The sequence below is a fragment of the Psychrobacter sp. 1176_08 genome (assembly GCF_052850615.1).
Genome location: NZ_VXCU01000001.1, coordinates 625209 through 647216 on the forward strand (window position 1 = coordinate 625209; position 22008 = coordinate 647216).

At 39.7% G+C, this 22008-nt stretch carries 18 protein-coding genes; 4 read left to right on the forward strand and 14 right to left on the reverse strand.

All coding sequences use genetic code 11. The features are described from left to right. Positions 1-125: 125 nt before the first annotated feature. Positions 126-536, forward strand: a complete 411-nt coding sequence (gene cadR, locus FW759_RS02540) for a Cd(II)/Pb(II)-responsive transcriptional regulator (RefSeq protein WP_434969014.1) — start codon at positions 126-128, stop codon at positions 534-536. A gap of 660 nt (positions 537-1196) precedes the next feature. Here cadR and FW759_RS02545 read toward each other — a convergent pair. From FW759_RS02545 to FW759_RS02570, 6 genes are all read right to left on the reverse strand, one after another. Further along, positions 1197-1922: a DUF3726 domain-containing protein gene (locus FW759_RS02545; protein ID WP_446442100.1), complete on the reverse strand. Its 726-nt coding sequence runs from the start codon at positions 1920-1922 to the stop codon at positions 1197-1199. Positions 1923-1935: 13 nt separating this feature from the next. Further along, on the reverse strand, positions 1936-3645 hold the full coding sequence (locus tag FW759_RS02550; protein ID WP_353670009.1) for a hypothetical protein: 1710 nt from the start codon (positions 3643-3645) through the stop codon (positions 1936-1938). Between the two features lie 106 nt (positions 3646-3751). Further along, entirely contained in the window at positions 3752-5446 is a 1695-nt protein-coding gene (locus FW759_RS02555) for a BCCT family transporter (RefSeq protein ID WP_446442101.1), read from the reverse strand. A gap of 55 nt (positions 5447-5501) precedes the next feature. Continuing rightward, positions 5502-6491: a membrane dipeptidase gene (locus FW759_RS02560; protein WP_353670011.1), complete on the reverse strand. Its 990-nt coding sequence runs from the start codon at positions 6489-6491 to the stop codon at positions 5502-5504. Between the two features lie 61 nt (positions 6492-6552). Next, positions 6553-8016: an aldehyde dehydrogenase family protein gene (locus FW759_RS02565; protein WP_353670012.1), complete on the reverse strand. Its 1464-nt coding sequence runs from the start codon at positions 8014-8016 to the stop codon at positions 6553-6555. 83 nt (positions 8017-8099) lie between these two features. Further along, entirely contained in the window at positions 8100-8492 is a 393-nt protein-coding gene (locus FW759_RS02570; RefSeq protein WP_353670013.1) for a RidA family protein, read from the reverse strand. Positions 8493-8653: 161 nt separating this feature from the next. Here FW759_RS02570 and FW759_RS02575 point away from each other — a divergent pair, with 161 nt between their 5' ends. Next, complete coding sequence (locus FW759_RS02575) at positions 8654-9544, forward strand: LysR family transcriptional regulator (RefSeq protein WP_353670014.1); 891 nt, start codon at positions 8654-8656, stop codon at positions 9542-9544. Between the two features lie 269 nt (positions 9545-9813). On the opposite strand, the gene FW759_RS02580 is transcribed toward FW759_RS02575, so the two are convergent. Together FW759_RS02580 and FW759_RS02585 are read right to left on the reverse strand one after the other, a co-directional pair. Beyond that, positions 9814-10743 (reverse strand): bestrophin family protein, encoded by a 930-nt coding sequence (locus FW759_RS02580; RefSeq protein ID WP_062844850.1) that lies wholly within the window; start codon positions 10741-10743, stop codon positions 9814-9816. A 584-nt stretch (positions 10744-11327) separates the two neighbouring features. Next, a complete protein-coding gene (locus FW759_RS02585) occupies positions 11328-12527 on the reverse strand; it encodes a globin domain-containing protein (protein ID WP_443530713.1) in 1200 nt (399 codons plus the stop codon). A gap of 471 nt (positions 12528-12998) precedes the next feature. Between FW759_RS02585 and FW759_RS02590 the strand changes: the two genes are divergently transcribed. Both FW759_RS02590 and FW759_RS02595 read left to right on the forward strand, forming a co-directional pair. Next, positions 12999-13193 (forward strand): hypothetical protein, encoded by a 195-nt coding sequence (locus FW759_RS02590; protein WP_446442128.1) that lies wholly within the window; start codon positions 12999-13001, stop codon positions 13191-13193. Between the two features lie 4 nt (positions 13194-13197). Then, positions 13198-13326 (forward strand): hypothetical protein, encoded by a 129-nt coding sequence (locus tag FW759_RS02595; RefSeq protein ID WP_320157668.1) that lies wholly within the window; start codon positions 13198-13200, stop codon positions 13324-13326. Between the two features lie 41 nt (positions 13327-13367). Here FW759_RS02595 and FW759_RS02600 read toward each other — a convergent pair whose 3' ends face one another. From FW759_RS02600 to FW759_RS02625, 6 genes are all read right to left on the reverse strand, one after another. Then, positions 13368-13922, reverse strand: a complete 555-nt coding sequence (locus tag FW759_RS02600; RefSeq protein WP_446442102.1) for an Rrf2 family transcriptional regulator — start codon at positions 13920-13922, stop codon at positions 13368-13370. Between the two features lie 266 nt (positions 13923-14188). Further along, entirely contained in the window at positions 14189-17380 is a 3192-nt protein-coding gene (locus FW759_RS02605) for a site-specific integrase (protein ID WP_446442103.1), read from the reverse strand. Next, positions 17377-19617: a hypothetical protein gene (locus FW759_RS02610; RefSeq protein ID WP_446442104.1), complete on the reverse strand. Its 2241-nt coding sequence runs from the start codon at positions 19615-19617 to the stop codon at positions 17377-17379. The genes FW759_RS02605 and FW759_RS02610 overlap by 4 nt, the downstream gene beginning before the upstream one ends. Then, complete coding sequence (locus FW759_RS02615) at positions 19607-20158, reverse strand: hypothetical protein (RefSeq protein ID WP_446442105.1); 552 nt, start codon at positions 20156-20158, stop codon at positions 19607-19609. The genes FW759_RS02610 and FW759_RS02615 overlap by 11 nt, the downstream gene beginning before the upstream one ends. Positions 20159-20606: 448 nt before the next feature. After that, positions 20607-21635 (reverse strand): ornithine cyclodeaminase family protein, encoded by a 1029-nt coding sequence (locus FW759_RS02620; RefSeq protein ID WP_443530717.1) that lies wholly within the window; start codon positions 21633-21635, stop codon positions 20607-20609. A 90-nt stretch (positions 21636-21725) separates the two neighbouring features. After that, the coding region (locus FW759_RS02625; protein WP_446442106.1) for an FAD-linked oxidase C-terminal domain-containing protein at positions 21726-22008 on the reverse strand (283 nt) is incomplete at its 5' end.

Here is a 22008-nt window from a genome sequence, read left to right on the forward strand (position 1 = left end):
TATTCGATAGCAAAAATATTTGAAAGCAAAGCCATTTGATTTTTTTATTATTGAACCTTATAGTTACTATAAGCTTTAATCGTTAAAGTAATTACTGACGGATTGAATTATTTGAGGGGATGAACATGCTTATCAAGATTGGCGAGCTTGCCACACGGACAGGAGCGACGGTCGAAACTATTCGCTATTATGAGAAAGAAGAGTTATTACCAGAGCCTACGCGCAGCCAAGGCAATTATCGTTTGTATAATGCGGCGCATCTTGAACGTCTGCAATTTGTCCTGCACTGCCGTACGCTTGACATGACTTTGGATGAAGTACGAACCCTGCTTCAGTATAGAGATAAACCTGATGAAAACTGCGGTGAGGTCAATGTGTTGTTGGATGAGCATATCGATGCGGTAGAAACACGTATTGAGGAGTTGGTTCAGTTAAAGCGACATCTACTCGCGTTGCGGCAACAATGTGCCACAGAAGCGCCAGCTAAATCCTGCGGGATACTGCACGCGCTTGCTGATAACTCGTGTCATAAGTAAAATTTCTGGGCTGGCTCCACTGCGCTGCTTTAAGCAGTCTATACCTTTGAGGCTGATGATATGGTCAGCGAAAAATTAAATCGACACGCCAGATACTGCTGGTATAAAACACTATTAAAAATAAAGCCCTACTAAAGTATGTTTAGTAAGGCGACTTATATTCTATTAACTATTTTTATGTATTTCCCACTATAGGATCTCGGCCATATAGTAGGATTTATATTATAGGGAATACACTTAGCGTCAGTATAGACAATCTCAGTCAAGCGTTTACTCGCAATGTTGATTAGCACTAAGAAAAGACAACTTGCTGCATCAAATGAAACCTAACTATCACAGTAGTTATTAATGCAAAAATTAATAAACATATAGCTAGTACTTTCAACATAAAAATATCGAGCTTTATACCTTTCTCCTTAAGTTGCCCAACAATTATGAGCTATTTAGTAGTATATGATTTTGTTTATCGACAAGTAATAGCCCTTCGTCTGATAGATGAACGGTTAGATTTTTTTAAAAACTTATAAGTTATATTAAAATTAGATGCATGAACTATATAAAGAGCAATCGTCGAAAAACGATACAATTGATCATTTCCAGCGTTATAGTCGAACATTAAGTATGTCTTACACTTTCATAATCAAGGCTTAACCTTCCGACCTATACGCCTCCTGCCCCTTTACTCGATGCCTCACTGTTTTCGACCAATATGGCAGCCGCGCGTTTTTTAAGTATTGACCACTGTTGATCATCAACATGAATGCCTTCTTTCCAAGCGCGTTGATGGGTCGCGTAAAGCGCATCTGTTGATATTTTATGATCAAAACCGTGAATATCTTGCTCAATATTAAAATTATCGGTCGACAGCTCAATCACCATATCATTGGTATTGTAGTTATTCTGCGCGTCGTCGAAATAATACAAGTCAGGATATACGAACCGTTTGTCTAGCGTAAATATGGTGTGCTTGGGTGCAGCACCATTGTCCCATTTTGCCAGACAAGCGATGCCTTTTGCGGCCAATTTTACTAGCTCACTATACGCCAGCCAGCGGTTGTGACAGTTTTGCAGATAAATTTTGAAGTGGGCTCTACCGTCCATCTTTTCAAGCGCGTAATCTATCACCGCTGGCAAGTGACAGACCAGACTACTACCGTGCAAATCCAAGGTGAGTTTGTCATCAGCTTGATGGAGAATCTCAATCGGCACATCGCGTTCAGACACGATGAATGGACTGGCATTGTTAAAATGTAAGATGCCGTTGAGTCCAGCCATTTGCAGCTCTGCTACCATTGAGGCGATAAGATCCGCCTCACCGACTTCTCGCTGCATGCCCAAAAACGCTTTATTGACCATCGTCACGATTTCATTATGCGATACAATCATGTCTCAATCCTTCTTATTGTACGGATAAAGGTAATGTTGGTAGTAAAGGAAACAACCATTCGTCGCTATCTACGTCGTCAAACAAAGGCGCGCCTTGGAATAGCGTGACACGAACCCAACGATCCGAGCGTGGATCAAATTTGGTTGCCCCAAACATAGACAGCTTACAGCGCAATAGATGCATTGGTAACGCGGTTTTCTGCAACACATTAATTTGAATATCGCCCATCTTTTTATGACCCATTGTCCAGACACGACGTGCAATCGAGCGATATTTGGGCTGCGTTAAGATAAATTCAGAAATAAGCTGTTGTGGATTTGCTTGGCGTAATGCCAAATATAGGGTATTTGCCTGTCGTCCAATATCTAGTAGAAATTCCTTATCATCACCTCGCTCTTGTCCACGCACGCCCATTCTTGGCTCTTCTTTATCCTCAGAGCGATACCAAAACCAATAGACATTGTCATCGCTTGAAAAATCAATGCTAATGGCCCACTGATAACGCGCCTCTAATACATCGATGAGATCTTGCACCACTTTACCACTGGGTAAAGACATCGTTTCATCGGCATTAACCTGTCCTGAAAACCCGTCTACACGCTCAGGATAAAGCTCCATCATGCAAGAAATAATAACTTCTTGGCTCTCAGAGCTTAGATGATCATTACGCTGCAAAAAGTCTGCCCATGTAATGCAGTCATTGAGATCAGTCATAAGAGTTTTTTGCAATATTGTTAGCTCATTAACCACCATGCTATTCAACAGGATTTGTGGCTCATTAATGGTCACCACTTCAGAGAAATGTTGAATCGCACGACTTATTAACGTTGAGAATTGCTGTATTTTGCTATTATCGGCTTTAGGCTCGATATCACAAGTCAATACAGCTTGTAATGCCGCTTCACGAGTACTCAACCATTGGTCTACCACACACGGATGATTAATTAAATAGGGTGCCATTCCAAGACCAGTCGCATTACCGATACCCAAATAACGCTTAATCTCTGGATGTAAGCTGACGGCGTTACTACCACCTTTTTGCTTTGCCAAATAATCAACCCAATCAAGGCTAAACTCTCTCAACAAATAAACCGCACACATCTGCGCGCGAAATGATTGATTGAAGTCTTCGCTATGATCAAGCGGTTTGAAATCATAAATACCAAACTTACCATTACCATAGACGGCGGTAGTGCGTAGGATATAACCGACTTGCGCCAGCACCTCAAGATCCGGTTGCTGTCCACTAGCCAGAGCGCTAACCATATGATCAAAAATGCGCACACTCTTATTCGCACGAGCCAGCACCATGACCTTATGGGAGTTGCGGCCTGCTTCTTGCAGCGGTACATTGGCTTTTAAGTTAGCAAATAACGCCTCATCTATCTCGCCATAAACTAAAGCAAACGTGACGTCCCATTTTTGAGCAATAACGCGATCATTGCGCTCTTCATCTGCAAGCTCATTACAGAATACGACCAAGTGATAAACGTGTTCTGGTGTTAGCAAACGATAGATAACTTGTCCATAACCATCTTTATCCAACTCCCAAAGATGTTTACTTAACGTCCAATTTTCTTGATCGATTTTACGTAAAAGTGTCCGCACAAAGCTGATGCGCGTTTGATGCATAGCACCCAATCTTTCAGATTTCATCACAACATCAGGCGTGCGAAAGCTGATGGCATCTAAAGTATCGTTGGTTGGCAATGTCTGTTTCATATTCCTATCACCTTACATAATGCGTGAAGCCAGTCACAGATTGGTTAGGGTCTTTAAGCCACAAGGCTCATTAACGCGATAAGACAATCAATAAATGACTGATATATTAATGATCTATTTGATCAATATTTCTGGCAGCTGTGTCTTTAGCCATTTCTTCCTCGATGATTAGATGTTCAGTCTCAACTCGGTTAGGACGATAAAGATCTTGGTCTCTAGCCATTTGCCGCGCAATTTGTGGTCCGTTCCACAAAGACGGCAATAGAATGAAAGACACTGGCACTGCTGTAATCACGATAAAAGATTGCAACGCTGTCACGCCCCCCGCACCAAGCGAGATTAAAACGATAGCAGTGATCCCCATCATAATGCCCCAAAACGCACGAATCATAGAGTTTGGCTCGTGCTCACCACTGATAACGACACTAATGGTATAAGTCATCGAGTCGCCTGTCGTGATAATAAAGATCATGGTCAAAATAATAAATAATAGCGATATAATCAAAGGAAATGGCAGCTGCTGAGTAATGGCTAATAACGCCCCAGGCAGGTTGAAGCCTTCAAAAGCAGTACTGACACTACCGGGATTGGCAATTTCAAACGCAAGACCTGACCCACCAATGATCGTGAACCAAAAGCACGTAACCAGCGGCGCAATAATACAAACCGTAGTAATCAATTGACGAATAGTGCGGCCACGTGAGATACGGGCAATAAAAATCGCCATCATCGGACCATAGCCCAAGAACCAGCCCCAAAAAAATACCGTCCATCCACCAAGCCAACCTTCATCACCGCGATAAGTCGCCATCGGGATGAAGTTCTGAACCATCGTGCCAACGCCTTGAATATAGCCATTGACAATAAATTTGGTTGGCCCAAACGTCAAAATAAATACCATCAGTGCGGAAGCCAATATCACATTAAGACGACTCAATATTTGCATACCGCGAGCCAATCCACTAATGGCTGAAAGCGTGTAAAGCGCAATGGCAAATATAATAATAATAAGCTGGGTAATAAAAGTATCAGGAATACCAAATAACGTATTGAGCGCATAACTGGTTTGTAAACCCAAAAATCCAATGGGGCCGATTGTACCAGCAGCAACCGCAACGATACAGCAAGCATCGATAATCGCGCCCGTTTGGCCAGTGAGCACCCGTTCGCCAAACATAGGGTAAAGAAGCGTACGCGGCTTCAATGGTAAGCCTTTGTCATAATGCAGATGCATAATCACAATCGCCGTCAAGCTACCGACAATCGACCACGCCAAAAATCCCCAATGCATAAATGATTGCGAGAGTGCATTAATGGCACGCTGTTGGATATCAGCAGATTCGCCATAAAGAGGAGGTGCGCTGACAAAATGAGCGATAGGCTCTGCTGCTGCCCAAAAAACACCACCACCCGCCAGTAGGGTACAAAATAAAATAGCCATCCACTTGAAGCCATCCATTTCAGGCTTCGGTAGATCACCTAAAATGACATCGCCTGTACGACCTGCCCCCACCGCTAACGCAATGACAAACGTCGCCAATAATAAAATTTGCCAAAAAGGACCGAAGATTTTGGCAGACCAAACAAAGCCTTCATTAATGACCGTTGCCAACTGGGCTTCTGCAAATACTGCCATCAAAACAAAGGCAATGATAAAACCACCACTGTACCAAAATGCGGGGTTTTTAAGACCAAACGTATCTGTTGAATCTTGTCTCTTGTTCAAATCATCGCCTACTTTACCAACAGTATGCGAGCGTCCTTGCTCATTATCTCGGTTAAGTCCCTTTAAATCGGCCATGATGTGGCTCCATATGATAGCGTTACATTATTTAAATGAGGAGGATTCTAAACAGTTAAGCGACGGGCTTTATGCCAGACTCAAGGAAATCAAACCAATTTTGCCCGATGATTTTGCCAGCAGTATTATCATCAAAACCATGTTTTAGCAGACCGTTATAAATATTTTCCATGCCGTCCTTACCAGCGAACCACGGTAACGTATCTGGCCAGCCTGAATTACTGGCATTGCCTTCGCCATAATCCATCGCCTTTGACCAGCGTCCATTACGCATCCACTCCAATACTGACTGCGGTTGGTTCAGGCACAAATCACTGCCAATGGCCAAATGCTCCGCACCATATTTATCCGCACAATCGGCAATCATGCTGCAAAAATCATTCAACGTACAATCACTACCATTAGGCAGATGAAAAGGATATAAGCTAAAACCTAACAGCCCGCCCGACTTGGTTAAAGCACTGATGACAGCGTCAGACTTGTTGCGCAGCGCATCATATGCGGTGAGCGGATTGGCATGACTGATACATATCGGGCGTGAAGAACACTCAATCGCTTCAAGCGTTGAGCGCTCAGCACTATGCGACATATCAATAATCATCCCGACGCGATTCATCTCTGCTATCGCCTGCTGACCAAAGCGTGTAATACCAGAATCGTTCTGCTCATAACAACCCGTCGCTAGCAGACTTTGATTGTTATAAGTCAATTGCATAATAAGCAATCCTAAACGGCGCATGACGCTAATCAGACCAATCTCGTCATCAATCGGTGAGCAGTTTTGCGCACCAAAAAATATGCCGACTTTACCTTGCTTTTTTGCCGACTCAATATCAGCGACCGAATAAACAGGCAAGATAAGATCTGAGTTTTGCTCAAATCGTGCATGCCATTCTGCAAAACGCGTCATCGTCTGGCGGGCATCTTCGTGATAAACCAAGGTCGCATGTACCGCATGAATACCGCTGGCTTGCAGCATTTTGAAATAGTCACGATCCCAATGGCTGTACTGTAATCCGTCAATAACGATATGGTCTTGGTACATGTTAAATTCCTTTTCTACTTTCAATACAATTGATAAACTTTTGAGAAGCCTAGTACGTGCCCTAATACGCTTTTTGATAAGCCGTTTTAACAATGGTATAAAACTCTTTGGCGTACTGTCCTTGTTCGCGTGGACCAAAGCTAGACTCTTTACGACCACCAAATGGCACATGATAATCGGTGCCAGCCGTCGCCAGATTGACCATGACGCAGCCTGCTTGCACTTGTTCTTTGAACATCGCGCTACTACGTAAGCTTTGGGTGATGATGCCGCCAGTCAAGCCGAAACGGGTATCATTGGTCATGGCGATCGCCTCTTCTAAGCTGTTGACGCGCATCACGCAAGCCAGCGGAGCAAACACCTCTTCTTGGTTGATAGCCCAGCTGTTATCCGTCTCCGTAAATAAGGTTGGCGACATATAGTAGCCGTCGTGAGGCATCTCTAATCGCTCGCCACCAAAGGCTAAATTGGCACCCAATTGCTTAGCTTTGTCGATCCATTCCATATTTGATGCGAGCTGCTTATCGTCCACAATTGGACCCATAAAAATACCGTCATCAAGCGCATGACCGACTTTCAAGGTTTTCATTTTTGCCACCACGCCCTCAACAAACGCATCATGAATACCGTCCATGACAATCAGACGTGAAGACGCGGTACATTTCTGGCCTGAACCGCCAAATGCGCCTGCAACAGCAGCATCAATGGCGACTTGCAAATCCGCATCATCAGCAATGACCAAGGCATTCTTACTGCCCATCTCTAGTTGGCAACGCACAAAGTTCGGGGCAGTTGCCGCAGCGACTTTGCGGCCAGTCGCGACTGAACCCGTAAAACTAACTGCATCAATGTCTTTTGAGTTAATCAACGCATCACCGACCGATGAGCCACCACCAAGTACTAAATTAAACGTGCCTTCTGGCAAACCTTGACGGTGAATGATTTCTGCCAACGCAACCGCGCTGGCTGGTGTGAGATTCGCAGGCTTCCAAATGATGCTATTGCCAAAAGCCAATGCCGGAGCGATTTTCCAGACCGCGGTAGCCGTCGGGAAGTTCCATGGTGAGATGATAGCGACTACACCGACGGCTTCACGTGTGACCTCAACTTTAACCCCTGGACGTACTGAGTCAGCAAGGTCACCCATCTGACGTAAGACTTCAGCAGCATAATAATGAAAGAATTGACCAGCACGATAAATCTCACCGCGCCCTTCCGCAAACGGCTTGCCTTCTTCGCGTGATAGCAACGTGCCTAACTCATCACAACGAGCAATTATCTCATCACCAATCGCCTGCAAGATAGACTGCTTCTTCTCCAATGGCGTCGCTTCCCACTTTGGCTGTGCGTGACGGGCAGCAGCAATGGCATCTTTGACTTGATCAATGCTTGCTTGAGCGAACTCGCCAATCGTTTCTGTAACATCAGACGGGTTGATATTCGCAATGGTATTTTCACCTTCCTGCCATTCGCCATTGATATAAAGTGACTTTGTAGGATCTTGCTTTAAAGTTTCAGCTGACATAGTGACGTCCTCATTTAGTTTGCTAAAATTTAGGGTATAAAATAATTTGAACAGTTAGATAAGTTATCTAATAAAGTAGGAAATTATTGTGGCACAGCGGAATAAACGATCAGCTCTACTAGCATCTCTTCTCGTGCCAATCCCGATATGACCAGCGCTGCTCGATTTGGGAAAGGCGCGGTAAAGTATTCTGCATAGACTTGGTTGACCGTTTTTAGATACTCGCGATTAGTGACATAGATCAATACTTGTAATACCGACTCCATACTGGTATTGGCACATTCTAAAGTGTGTTTTAAATTGTCTAGCGTCTGCCGTGTTTGCGCTTCTATACCGCCTGCAATCACATCACCCTTTTCATCGATAGGAATTTGCGCAGTGTATAAGGTTCCGTTATTAGTAATGGCCCACTCAAGTGGCGACTTTGAGGCATAAAGCGAGGTTTTAATGGCTTGTTTGGTTGAGTGAGTAGTCATTTTCATATCCTTTAAATAGATGATTTTATCAATCCTTTATTTTCTACTTGTTATGCTACGCAATTAAACGTGATAAATCTAACTAGTTAAATTTTAATTTTGATAGATTTAATTTATCACCTAAGGTAAATTATTAAGAAATAGTTTTGGATGGTCTGAATATGAAAATACAGCAGTTACGCCATTTTTTAATCGTGGTAGAAGAAGGAGGTTTTCGGGCAGCAGCCAATCGTGCCAATCGCTCACAAGCAGCAATATCAGCGTCTATAAAGGAATTAGAGAAGACGCTGGATCAGCGTTTGTTCGAAGTCGGAAACAAAACGACACTGACACCTTTTGGAGAAAGCTGTTTACCCAAAATTCAGCAATTTCTCAGCGTTTATCAAGGATTAGAAGACGATTTACAGGCAATCGCCTCAGGGGACAAAGGAAAGATCAGAATTGCTAGCGTGCCATCATTGGTCACGAAGTTAGTGCCTAGCGTGCTGGCTGCCTATTCAAAAAAGCATCCCGATATTGAGATTGTATTGATAGATGATAATGCAGTAGGGGTGGCAAATCGCTTACTGACAGGCGAGGTTGATTTAGCATTGGGCAACTGTACGAGTATCAATCAAACAGACATTGATTTTACCCCGCTCATATCCGACCCCATCGGTGTGGTTTGTCTAAAAAGCAACCAGCTGAATATGGCGCTTGGTCAGTCACAAGGGCTAAGATGGCAGCAACTGATTGAGCAGCCATTTATTTATAATGGCACTTGTCGGTTACTTGAAAATACGCCCGCTGAAGCCCTCAATCGTAAAGCTCGCTATACGGTAGAAAACATCACTTCCCTATTCTCATTATTGAGAAATGACTTGGGTATCACCACTCTACCAAAACTTGCCTTCCCTGCTAATGAGCCGGAGCTGGTTTGGTTAAACTTGCTTGACCCTGCTTTAAACAGACAAATCGGTATATTTAAACTGGCGAATAAATCAATCTCGCCGCCCGCCCAAGCTTTTTATGAGCTGTGCATCGATTATGTGCAACACCATTACTTACTGTAATTCATGGAATAATATTCTGTAATTTTCGAATTTGTAGTTGGTCAGTAGTCTTCAAAATATAAACCATCGAATAAACTGCAAAGTAAAAAACGCTCTACCTCTCTATCTACATGACTTTAAAAGTCTCCTATATTTTTACTCAGATGAGATGGCTAATATAGGAGTTTGATAAGTTAAAGAGCCATCAAAAGATAGACAATCATAAAGTGAATAATTCAGCCACCGTAAGAAATATTTTTATTGAGGTAAGGCCGCGTCTCTAACATCACTTACTGTAAAAAATAACCATCTATTGGCACTATCTCAGATGGAATATCTGTTTCTTCTAACGCTTCTAGTAGATTAATTTCGATAATTCGTGATATAGCAGTAAGTGGTAAATTATTAGGAGCTATGCCAAAAGGGTCTGTTATCTCTTCACTCAAAGCATCAAGACCAAAAAATGTATAGGCAATGACACCACACACTAGAGGAGTCGCCCAACCTAAAGAATTTGCCAAGCCAAAAGGCAACAGGAAACAAAATAGATAAGTAGTTCGATGCACCAATAAAGTATAAGCGAAAGGCAACGGCGTCGTATAAATACGTTCACAAGCTGCTAAAACAACTGTCAACGAAGATAAGGTATTGTCCATGTTCTGTATCATAAGATCTGATGACAAATTTTGACGTCGACTATAGCCCAACTTTTTACCCATCAGTCGTAGCAGATACTCAGGTAGGTTTCGCGCTTGGTGTATATCGTTATGATGATCAGGCTCAACAAAACTCTCAACATCTTCCCATGGTGACGTGCTACGCAGTCTATGTCGTAGCGCGTGAACAAAAGCAATATTAAGGCGGATAATAGATCGCTGTGTATGACGCCCAACTTCCGTCTCATCATCGATAAATGAAATTATTTGACGTGTTAAACTGCGAGAGTCAAAAACCAACTGTCCCCATAATCCTCGAGCTTCCCACCATCGCTGATAAGTCGCATTATTGCGAAAGCCTAAAAATAGAGATAAAGCGATGCCAAGCACAGTAAAAGGCACAGCACCATAAGTAGAAAAAGAGCTTGGAATCGAGTGTTGAACCGCTGATATGATTGCACTGAGTAAGGTAATAAATAAAACTTGAGGATAAATTTGTGGGATCACAGAGCCACGTAAGGTAAAAAGTATCTTGAATGCATTTGGTTTTTGTCGAACGATCATAACAGTTTTTTACCGATAAATTTTAGACAGGGGCTAGCAAATGTGCCATATGCTTGGCAATTGAATGATTTCAATGACTTAAACACCCTTTAGATAAGTGTCTTTTATAGAGAGAATAATGGTTGATAATTTTAGCACTAAAATCAATATTTTTATAATCCCGAGTATATTAGTCGGACGAAATAGCAATAAAATAAGCACCGACGAAATTTTACTTAAAACAAGGTAGATACTTAGGGCATGTCCTCATTTCAAAAATGAGATAAATTGCCGTCAAACAAGGAAAATAGCGCAAATAACATCAAAATATTAATCGGTTATTTGACACGGTTTGACAAAACTTAGCCAATTTCAGTCCATTTAGTCGAGCATCAATTGAATTGAGAACATGACTTAGTTATATTTAAAATTAAGCAACTGAACGATTGAATGTAATTAAACTTACCTATAATAGTCATCATATTACCGGTGATCGCATCATATACTCTGCTAAAATTTTTATCAGAAAAATAAAAAAACTATTGGGTTAAGGTATATCACCACTATAAGTGTCTGATGACATACCTTAAATATATCGCTAAAAATTAGGATATTTGCAAACTCATTTTAGGGCCAAAGGGTTCGTAGTGGACGCTGTCAGAGCTATGCTCAAGCGCTATTAAGCCACTAATCATACTTTCCATAAATGGCATAGAGCCGCACACATAGATATCAGCAGGTTTAGGTAAATTAGCCAGTAAGTTATTGTCTAATAGCTGTCCACTATCAAAATAAAAAATATTTTTTTCTACCGTTGTCGCTGCTTCTAACAGTTGATTCACTCGACCCTCAAAAGCATGATGATCTTTATTCTGACAAGCGTAGGCCCAAATGATAGGACGCTGCGGGTTTGCCATTACTTGTGTCTCTAACATCGCTAAAATAGGTGTAATCCCAACGCCTGCGCTGATAAGTACTAATGGAATATCGTTCTGGTGAATTAGCGCTTTATTAAGTGCGAAATCGCCCGCTGGTGCTGATAGTAATAGCGTCTCGCCAACTTGTAACTCGTCGTGTAGATAGTTGGAGACTAAGCCATAATGACCATCACGATTGTCTCTTTTGACGGCGAACTGAATGCCATTGTCAGTAGTAGTGGCATTCAAAGAATAATGACGCAGTGCTAGATGATTGCTATCTTGGGGATCAGTTTTTACCGTAATATATTGACCAGCCGTTAAAGTAAGCTTGCTTAAATCAATATCCTGCCCATCGTTTCGGCTATCTTTCGTTGGTACAACAGTAAACGCAACAATATCAGCGGCAACAGCTACCTTTTCAACCACTTCAAAGCTTGCAAAGCCTTTCCACATCTCCTCTTCATATAAGCCTTTTTCAAGTTCAATAAAGACGTCAGCGATTTCATCATAAGCTTCTGTCCAAGCCGCTATGATGTCATCATTTGCTGCTTCTCCTAATACTTGTTTGATAGCGCCTATTAGATGTTGACCTACAATGGGATAATGCTCTGGTAGGATTTGCAAAGCACGATGCTTATGACTTATTTCGGTAACTTGTGGTAATAACACTTCTAAATGCTCAAGATGTTTCGCAGCTGCCAGAACCGTCATTGCCAATGCTGTTTGTTGACGACCTAGCTTTTGATTGGTTTCATTAAAAATATCTAATAACTCTGGATGCTCATTAAACATATTTTGATAAAAAGCCGTGGTAATCTTTGTACCATACTCCTCCAATACAGGAACAGTTGCTTTAACAATTTTTAGCGTTTGTGCAGTAGCCATAATATTTCTCTCTTTTAGGGTCTGAGAAGTTAATTGATACCTGTATTCAATCTATTTAATGACGGTTTATAGGCCAGCTACATAACCATCTTTAAACATTCATTTAAAATACATCTTATAATAACATTTTTAACTTCCCTTTTACTAGGCTATTCTTTCATTCCAAAAATAGTGATAAACATGAGACAAGTTGCCATTAAACAAGGGAATTAGCTCAAATAATATTGATATATCAACCAGCTATTTGACACGGTTTGGCAAAATCTAGCCATTTTTAGCGCATTTAAAAGATAATTAATTGAATTGATGACACGTCCTATTATTGAGACTTTTTAGAGTAATCTCTAATGCCATAGCAAGTGTTGTAACGCAGAATGAGATAATCAAACACGTCTTAGTTATATAAATTCAATTTTCGAGAATGTTAAGAGGAGCATTGCTTATACCGCAGGCTCGCTCGCTAAGTAGTTATTGTTTGACAATAATCCAATGTTACGTCGAGGCTTGTTTGATTTGCTAAGTCTTGAGAACAGTGTGGAAGCGGTTGGCGAAGCGAACGATGAATGGCAATGCTTAGGCTTTTTGGCAGCCAATCAGGTTGATTTGGTTGTTCTTGACAACAAGAGAGTGGGAAGTCATTCAAATGATCGCCGAAGATTTGAGTAGTAAGATGATTGCTAATAAGTTGGACATTGCAGAATCAATGGTGAAAGTACATGTGAAGCATAGACTTAATAAGACATGCTTAAGCACTCAAATTGGCGCTGCCGTATGGATGGTGAGTAAGTTGGTTAAATAGGCTACCCATCATAATGCGTTATAGCCAGCTCCAAACCCTATTTAAAATAGCAGTTTCTGAAGCTCTTTATTATTTAAAGTAATATCAGCTAAGGTATAATTATCCATCACTTCAATAAAAGCTTGTGTGGCTTCATAAAGCACGCCTTTTAGCTGGCATGAGGGACTGATGGTACACATCGTTTTGGGCGAACTATCAATCAGATCAACCCTTATTTGCTCAGTTAGTAGCTTTTGATTATCATTACTGTCCACACTACTATTTTCATTTTTACCTACAACATCACTGCTATTGCCTTCTAGAAACTTGCTCTCAAAGCAAGGAACAATGGCAAAGTCAGGCTCAGTATGACGTAAAACTTGGCCCAGATTAATGTCTTTGGCAGCCACAGCCAGTCGAATGCCACCGCTTTTACCGCGTACACTATCTATATAGCCAAGCTGCGCGAGTTGATGCACGATTTTAGTCAAATGACTCTTAGATATCTGATAGCTATCAGCAATGTCAGATATCGTTGCCAAAGCTTCCGAGGTTGGCATCACCGTTAAATACATCAATGTTCGTAGCGCATAATCACTATAATTAGTAAGACGCATAGTATCAGCCCATTTCAAAAGTTTATCTAAAGCATAGTCAATGCAAAATTAAATTGGTACACCAATCGACCAATATAAATCTTTCTCTCTGCCTGTTCGCAAGCGTGGTAGAGGTATTGAGAAATTCGTCCCAGCAATAAGGTAGCATTCTATTGTTTCTTAACTATCCTTATTGTAGCTAAAGGATTTATTATCTACTTTAAGAAATCCGCTATGCAGATAGTTGAAGAAAGTGAAGGCTGGTTATCGACTTTGAATATCTTCTTCTATCTATCTAATTCAAAACTCATGTCTACAATTAGCAGTAAATGCATTACATATTTTATCAGTGATGACGATGCACGGGTAGCTTCATTATTATTAGAGTTAATAATCTCATGCTCTTTAGGATTAATTACTGACAATGAGTAACCACTATAATAAGCTTCATTAGTGAGATTTTTTGATAATTGACGATAGTCAGCTTTGAGCTCTTTCATTATTTCTAATTGTTTTTTTTCATCCATTATTTTCTGATACTTCAACTCCCCTTTCTTAGGTTTTGTTGTACGCTTCATTTGATAAGCACTTATATTTATACGCCAGTATCTAGCAGGTAGTATTTTTATAGCAATATCCAAATAATCGTAAAATACCTTCTTTTCCTTGAATGCAAAACGAAGGTCGCTATGTGATGAATTCGCTTTTTTATAGAATATTGAAAGCATACGTTGGACATGCTCTTTTATTGACTGATCGAGATATAGACTTTCTAACTTAATAAAGCTGTCCTGCACGAGTTGCTGCTCTTTAGCAATGGTTGGCAGCGTTGGTGCTATCAATAGATGTCCTGACTTTGGCTGTTTGTACTTAGATACTAATTTATAATGAGCCTTGCCATTCTCATCAGCTGCTAGAAGCAGCGCTCGATTATATAGCCCAACTGCATCTTCATATACAAAATGATGTTGGGCAGCTTCAGACACTGTCTTACCTGCCTCAATCTCACTTAAAAACTCTTCAATCTGCCAACGCGCATACTTACCGAAAATAGGGGAAACAATAGTACTCTCTTCTTCTGTGTTTGATTTAAGAAAATATTGCTTACTATTATCAATTTTTCTGATATTTAACTCACGGTTGATAAACTCACGTATTTTTGTCAGATCAACACAGTTATTTTCGAAGTCTAAGGCTTTTGGATTATGTTGATTAAAACTTCGACGTGCTTTATTTGTAAGCTTTGTCACCACATCAACAGGTAGTTCCATAGACGCTTGGTCAAGTAGATGTGCCGAGATGATATCTACAGTATGTATGTAAGAGCTAAAAGTAGTATCTAGGTCAGCATGTCCCGCAAATTCCATTAAAGCATCCCAATGATGGCCAGAATTAGTACGCATTCTACCTAATAAGTCTTCTTTAATTCGCTGCGCCTCATCTTCGTTATAATCAGTAAAAATATCCAAAATTTCTTGACGACATCTCAGTATTACTGACATATTAGAAAGAGCATTATGGCGAAAACTATGTAACACTAAGTGTTGATAATTAGGGCCAATGACTTCTTTAAATACTCGATCTACACTACCTCGATCTAATGGAGTCAACAGTCCCTCGAATGCAAATAAATATTTACCTTCTTTTTTACTACGAGTTCTTTCTATAAAGTAAGTCTGGAGCCCTTCAAACTCATCCGGCTTCAACAATACTGGCAAACTGATTCTACGAGTGCCATCATCTGATTTTAGGGCTCTATGGCTATTTGAACGAATAATTAAATTGATGTCTTTATAAGTATATGGATCATATTCGAGATCTGTTAACCGAATGCCTAATAACTCATTAATTCTTAGACCGGTACGATAGAGCAGAATAAAAATCACTTTCATCATGCTTCTATTGTATGAAGATAATGTGGTTTGGTTACTGACACTTAGTAAAATATGTTGATATAAATCAGTTGATATTAAACTACTAGAGACTATTTTCGGATCATTCTCACGCTGAAGATGAACATGCGGTGCACCAACATGTTTTTTCAAACTTTGGTGTAGTGAATTCAATACTGTTTGAGTATAGCCGATATTTAAAGTGTTTTTCTTGGCGACGATACTATCGTATAAAAATTCATATTGATGTGCTTGATAATTCGTGATGTCTTCATTACGAGTACCATATAAAAATGCCTCGCCCACTTCTGTCAGGTATCTTGATAGAGTAGAGGTAGCTTTATTAATAGCATTTAGATCAAGCATCCAGAAAATCAAAACTTGCTCACTAAGGTTTTGGTATATTTCAGTCAAAAACTCCAGTTGTTCCTTAATCGTTTTCCTACTCCCCATAAGTGCACGGCGAACGTCTTTTAATACATTCTTATGAGCCTTATCTTTACTTACGCTACCATCTATTTCGACAACTTCATCCTGTAAATTTTGAGTAGATCTATTAAGTCTATTAAACGTTATGTATTCATCTTTGATAGTAGTGCTATTTGATCCTTGAGGAGCACCTAAGTAAGCTTTCCAGTCGTTTAAACTAATCGCAGTATGGGTCTCATGATGAACAAGCAACTCCACCAGTTGCTGATCTATATGTACATTCGCTAATGTCTGCCAGTAAATATTCAAATAACTAAAAAAATCTGTCTTATCTAAGTCATCCGCTTTAAATTTTTGTCCAATCAGATTACCTAGCTGCCTAACACAACTATGAAAGCTTGGTATTTTCAATTTTTCGTCTTCCAATAGGTGACTAATCTTGACTAACCATAGGCGACTGATATCATCAATAAATACCCATTTTGAGTAAGAAATAATTTTTTCATCAGAACCTACGATATCTACTATCTGATTACCATAAGCTTTAGAAACGATATCTAATGGAATATAGACCATGCTATCCGCTAATCTATATAGCTGTTTTTTAGTGGTGATGTGTACATAGACAGCTTTTAATACATCAACAGAATGTAATCGACCATGCATTAGTAATGAAAACATCAACCATGCAAGACTATCGACAAGTGTAAAACTGTTTTTTGTTTGCCATGTTTGCACAGCCTCCTTCATTATACTTTGCAGCTTAGGCAGGTAGAAAAAAGCATCGCTTACTGCTGTATTTTTTGGGCGTTGAGGCTGATAAGCAACTGTAGGGGCTGGCAGTGGCCCTAAACCATTACGTTTACGTGCACGATTAATATTATTGAAAAAGAAAAGACGCTTGGTTAATGCGATTGGCATTAGACCTGCAGAAATACTTTTGCTTTCTTCAAACTCCTTGTAAATATCTTCGTAGAGTTGATAAATAGATGCTTCATTAACTGTAGATTCTTCTTCAATATTTTCGAGAAAGTTCTCCCAAAGTTTTTGACATATGAAGTCAGCTTCTACTAAAGTATTTTTTCTTTGATCATTACGCTTCTGCTCACGACGTTTATAACCGAATAGGTCATCGTCTGACTGTTTTTTTACACTCATAATTGCACCTGCCTTAACTCAAGCTTATTTGCAAGTGCTTGATAAGTTGGACGCAAGTCTAAAATATCGCCAATGCTTATTGACGAATTCTTCCGCCAAGACTCTTGCCCCATCATTTCATGACCAAATACAGAAAGTATCATTGATTCATTTATGTTCTGTTCGTGTAGATAACGCTGCCCAACATGCCTTGTCCAATCTTCTTTAAACTTGAAGTTCTCATGAATTTCATTTCGCACCAGTGCTGGACGAATTGCTTCGAGCTCACCTTTTTTATTAAACAGGTTAATCAGTGGTCGCTCATAATTCATTACCTCGTCAACCCACCATTTAATACGCATGTCTAAACGACAGAAACGAGAAGCAAAGCTTTTTAGAAAATCTATGTATCGATTGATTGCCTCGCTTAAGAATTGGCATAGAGGCACATACCTTTGACTCGACGCCGTTGCTCGCTCTTCTTTATCAGAGATCCAAATCAGCCCCACCCCAAAATTGAATTGGTCCAAATAACCTGGTGCTCCCTCTACGGCCCGCACCGAAGTTAAAAGCAAACTAACATGCCAAAGCCAAATACTGTATGCATTAAATTTTTCGATGTAATCAGTCGTTGCACCTACCTTTTGGCATAACAGATCAATAAAATCAGTGATGACTGTATAATCAGGGCAGTTTTGACTACCGATTTTATAATCAATAGTGTTAGAAACTGGATTTAGGTAATCATTGCTATATGTGGTTTTTTGACTTAGAAGTTTAATAGCCTGTTGATAATCAGCTCGAATGTTATCGACACTGTTAGAGCTATACCATATATCGGCTCGCTTACGTTCATTTCGGCCTGTAATAATACTAGCAACCTGACTATTAGAGACATGATGAATAAGAATGCTGTATAAGCCTTTTTCAATACGAGCCAGTGATAGATATGGTAACTTTAGGGCCTCACGAGTTTCGTTTATAACTTCATACAAAATCTTTTCATTAATATCGCCTTTGTAGGCTAAAAACGCACCGAGTTGTTCAGGAAGACTTATGTCACATTCAAGCAAACGATTGGCTAGTACTTTTTGAATACCTTGAGTACGAAGTCTGAGAGGTGTGATATCTAGGATAATATTTAAATGATAGCTATTGTTTCGACGATTTAGATTAATATATTGCTTATTATTGGCTGTTATATCCTCACTTAGCTGGAAAATTGACCTTCCCGTTAACATTGATAGCAGCAAATAACTAACTACTCTCTTTTTATCTCTATCATGATTAGATGATAGCTCTGCAAAAAGCTGCCATAGATGCGCAAAAATATTTTGCAAAGCAAATAAAGGTAAAACTCTCACATTGTTACTAATAAAACGTTCGTTCTTATTGGCATGCTGAAGCTTTGAGCGCGTTCGATGGTAGATCTGTTGGGGAGAGTGCTTTTCAGGCATTTGTAGCGATGTTTGCTTGAGTATCGCAAAAGCTGGTAACCCAATATCTAAGTTTTCACGCATAACATCAATATCATTATCCGTTTTTAAAAACTCAGTAACGCTAATTAATTCATCGCTATCATCATCAACATCATTAAATTCAACGTGCTCGATTTTCTCCTCATTAACCAGTCGCGTTGCCCTACTTTTACGACCACTCGTGGAAGTCCGCTCAATACGTTTTTTGTTGTGTAGCACAAATTTCAATGCTCTATGCACCTTAATGTACTGTCTAAGGTCAGGGTCAGGACTATTAATATCGATGAGGTGTTGCTTATACTCATCAATATTTTTAAATGTAGTAGCTATATCTTTAGATTGTAGCTCTACACACTTTTGCCATAAATAATAATAAGAACTACCTTGTGTTACCCACGAACGAGCAAAAGTAGTTATCTCAGTAACTCTATCAATCAATTTACGATCTGCACAATATATTAGTAGTTGGCAGATTTTAGACACCCAAAGCCACTCTGGTGTTGGATTGCCGATATCCAAATCTTTCAGATGATACGTTGAACCTATAAATGCTGTCACTCTGAAATTATCGTTCGTTAATTTACCAGTACAACTCTTATAAATGGCTTTGAGTTTTGTTTTTGATAAAACAAAATCCTTTTCTGCCTCTGGCAATGATAACTCCATAAACTCCTTTCCTGATAATCTAGCCATTGTCAGAAAATACTGTCTAACGTTTTGATAGTCATTGACTACATTAGGAACGAGTTCATTAGTAACGTGCTCAATATCAATTTCCATTTACATTCCTTCGTATTAGCTCTTCAAAGCTAAGCATCTCAAAAACTGGACTTTTTTGTTTTGCTTGTTGATATTCGAAGTTAGGTCTAGAAATGACCATTTCCTGACAGGTATGTTCAATTGTTAACAACTTTCCGCATATTTTACGTTGGATGTCTTTTGGCATCTGATTCTTTAATTGATTATAAACCTTAATATTTACCGGTTTGAGATCCAAGAAAGCTTTCCAAATATATCTCCATGACTCTAGACGTATTGAACTTATATTTGGTTGAGTCTTCATGACATGAACTTCGGTACTATCCATCGTGCCCAATTGTTCTGCAAAATTATTGAAAAAAAAGAAATTCACTCGATCGTACAAAACATCAAGATGTATCTTATTACCCTTAGGCTGAGCTACATGACCTATTGGAAAATGTTCTAAATAAATTCCATATGCTGTTCTGGCTTCCGGATGTATACACAAACTTAGTAAATCTTTAGAAGTCAAAGGGACATATCGATTACTAGATTTAGGTAAATTTTTATGATTTTTCATAGCATACCTTTAGCTCGTAACTCATATAAAGCAGCTTATTTTAGAATCCAAAATATCATATATAGACATTGGACACTTCTGCTAGGGGAGAGTAAAATATAATTTAATAGTTTTTTAGTCGGTGTCAAAATACCATAAAATTATGGTGACTATAAACGTGCAGTGTAAATATGATTGTGTCATGTTACACTATACATAGAGATAATCAAAAAAGCTACATCGTATATATATCATACGATGTAGCTTACAGTTAATTAGCATTATTTCTATAATTTTAGTCCGCGAGCCTTGCCAAGGTTGGGGTTTCCCGCTCCAAATATGGCTTGAAAAAGCACTAAAAGCCTCACTACTTATTAAGTAGTGAGGCTTTTTTTCGTCTAAATTTTGAGGGTTGTATCGCTTTTATACTTATGAACTATTTTAGTCACTTTATCAAAATCTCTTTTACTCATAACTCAACCAGCTGACCCAAACCTTCTTTTTTAGCTTTTTGAGCAATCGTTAAAGCGACTGCGGCATCAAACCTAGCAGATCCTACTGATTTAAATAGCGTAATACCCTTGTCTTGACTGAGATCAACACGGATTTTTTTATTGACTAAATCCTCCAATGTGCCAGTAAGCTTGTCCCATGTCCAAGTACAATCCACGTTATCATTTGCTTGTATTAGATCACCCGCTTCATGTAAGCCACCTTCAGCATCATCGATAATAACGAAAGTACTGGCCTCTATAACCGAATTACTAACCTCCTTCATCGTTGCTTGGTATGCACCAACGGCATTGATATGAGTATTCGGCTTTAGCTGTGAAGCTTCGAATAGTCCTTTATTTGCTCGTGTGGCAAGATTGATAATATCAGCGTTTTTAATAGCATTTGCTATCGTGTCGCAGACTCTGATATCAACTTGCCATTGTGGATACTCTTTTTTAAATCTATCCATAAACTGTTGCGCTTTATCAAGCGTTCTATTCCAAATATTCACCTGTTTAATAATGGGACATACAGTGAGTATCGCATTGAGTTGCTCATACGCCATACCGCCCGTTCCTATTACAGCCACCACACTACTAGCCGGATTTGCTAAATGTTTGGTCGCAATTGCAGAGAGTGCCGCTGTTCGCACCTGAGTGATATATACTCCGTCTAAAAAGGCTAATATCTCGCCTGTCTCATTATCTGATACAGTAATAGTTGCCATGGTTGTTGGTTTATCACGTTTAGGATTGTCTGGACAGATATTTACCAGTTTAACGACTGCATATTCATTGCTACCATCAAAAACCACTGATGGCATTGATAGATGTGAGCCAGAAGTATGTGTGTCGCTTTCCTTAAGAGTAGGAATGACTAGGCGCTCAGGGGTCTTAACCCACGTTGGATGATCACTTTGTATTTTGAGTAGATCCTCAATAGCATTTATAGCCATTGACATCGTCAGTTGTTTTTTTACCGTATTGATGTCCAAAACTTGCATAATCACCTCCAAGCTATTCTATGGCTGTTTTATAAATGCTTAGCTTAAGACAATATAAAGCTAAGCACTCAAACACAGGCGTAAACACTTTTATTTAATATCAAAAATCTTCCCACGATTCATAATATTGTTTGGGTCAAAGACTTTTTTGATATCACGCAAGTAGCTCATCTCAGCCTCGCTGCGGCTATAGTGCAGATACGGCTTTTTGGTCATACCCACGCCATGCTCAGCCGACACTGAGCCGCCGTATTTTTGTACCGTCTCAAACACATACTTATTGACGATTTGACACTCGGCAAAGAAATCATCTTTACTCATGTTCTCAGGCTTTAAGATATTCAGATGCAAATTACCATCGCCAATATGACCA

Bases quoted from the DNA above. Each gene is read 5' to 3' on its own strand.
- cadR (WP_434969014.1), top strand. From the start codon at position 126: ATGCTTATCAAGATTGGCGAGCTTGCCACACGGACAGGAGCGACGGTC.
- FW759_RS02545 (WP_446442100.1), bottom strand. From the start codon at position 1,922: ATGATTGTATCGCATAATGAAATCGTGACGATGGTCAATAAAGCGTTT.
- FW759_RS02550 (WP_353670009.1), bottom strand. From the start codon at position 3,645: ATGAAACAGACATTGCCAACCAACGATACTTTAGATGCCATCAGCTTT.
- FW759_RS02555 (WP_446442101.1), bottom strand. From the start codon at position 5,446: ATGGCCGATTTAAAGGGACTTAACCGAGATAATGAGCAAGGACGCTCG.
- FW759_RS02560 (WP_353670011.1), bottom strand. From the start codon at position 6,491: ATGTACCAAGACCATATCGTTATTGACGGATTACAGTACAGCCATTGG.
- FW759_RS02565 (WP_353670012.1), bottom strand. From the start codon at position 8,016: ATGTCAGCTGAAACTTTAAAGCAAGATCCTACAAAGTCACTTTATATC.
- FW759_RS02570 (WP_353670013.1), bottom strand. From the start codon at position 8,492: ATGACTACTCACTCAACCAAACAAGCCATTAAAACCTCGCTTTATGCC.
- FW759_RS02575 (WP_353670014.1), top strand. From the start codon at position 8,654: ATGAAAATACAGCAGTTACGCCATTTTTTAATCGTGGTAGAAGAAGGA.
- FW759_RS02580 (WP_062844850.1), bottom strand. From the start codon at position 10,743: ATGATCGTTCGACAAAAACCAAATGCATTCAAGATACTTTTTACCTTA.
- FW759_RS02585 (WP_443530713.1), bottom strand. From the start codon at position 12,527: ATGGCTACTGCACAAACGCTAAAAATTGTTAAAGCAACTGTTCCTGTA.
- FW759_RS02595 (WP_320157668.1), top strand. From the start codon at position 13,198: ATGATTGCTAATAAGTTGGACATTGCAGAATCAATGGTGAAAGTACAT.
- FW759_RS02600 (WP_446442102.1), bottom strand. From the start codon at position 13,922: ATGCGTCTTACTAATTATAGTGATTATGCGCTACGAACATTGATGTAT.
- FW759_RS02605 (WP_446442103.1), bottom strand. From the start codon at position 17,380: ATGAGTGTAAAAAAACAGTCAGACGATGACCTATTCGGTTATAAACGT.
- FW759_RS02610 (WP_446442104.1), bottom strand. From the start codon at position 19,617: ATGGAAATTGATATTGAGCACGTTACTAATGAACTCGTTCCTAATGTA.
- FW759_RS02615 (WP_446442105.1), bottom strand. From the start codon at position 20,158: ATGAAAAATCATAAAAATTTACCTAAATCTAGTAATCGATATGTCCCT.
- FW759_RS02620 (WP_443530717.1), bottom strand. From the start codon at position 21,635: ATGCAAGTTTTGGACATCAATACGGTAAAAAAACAACTGACGATGTCA.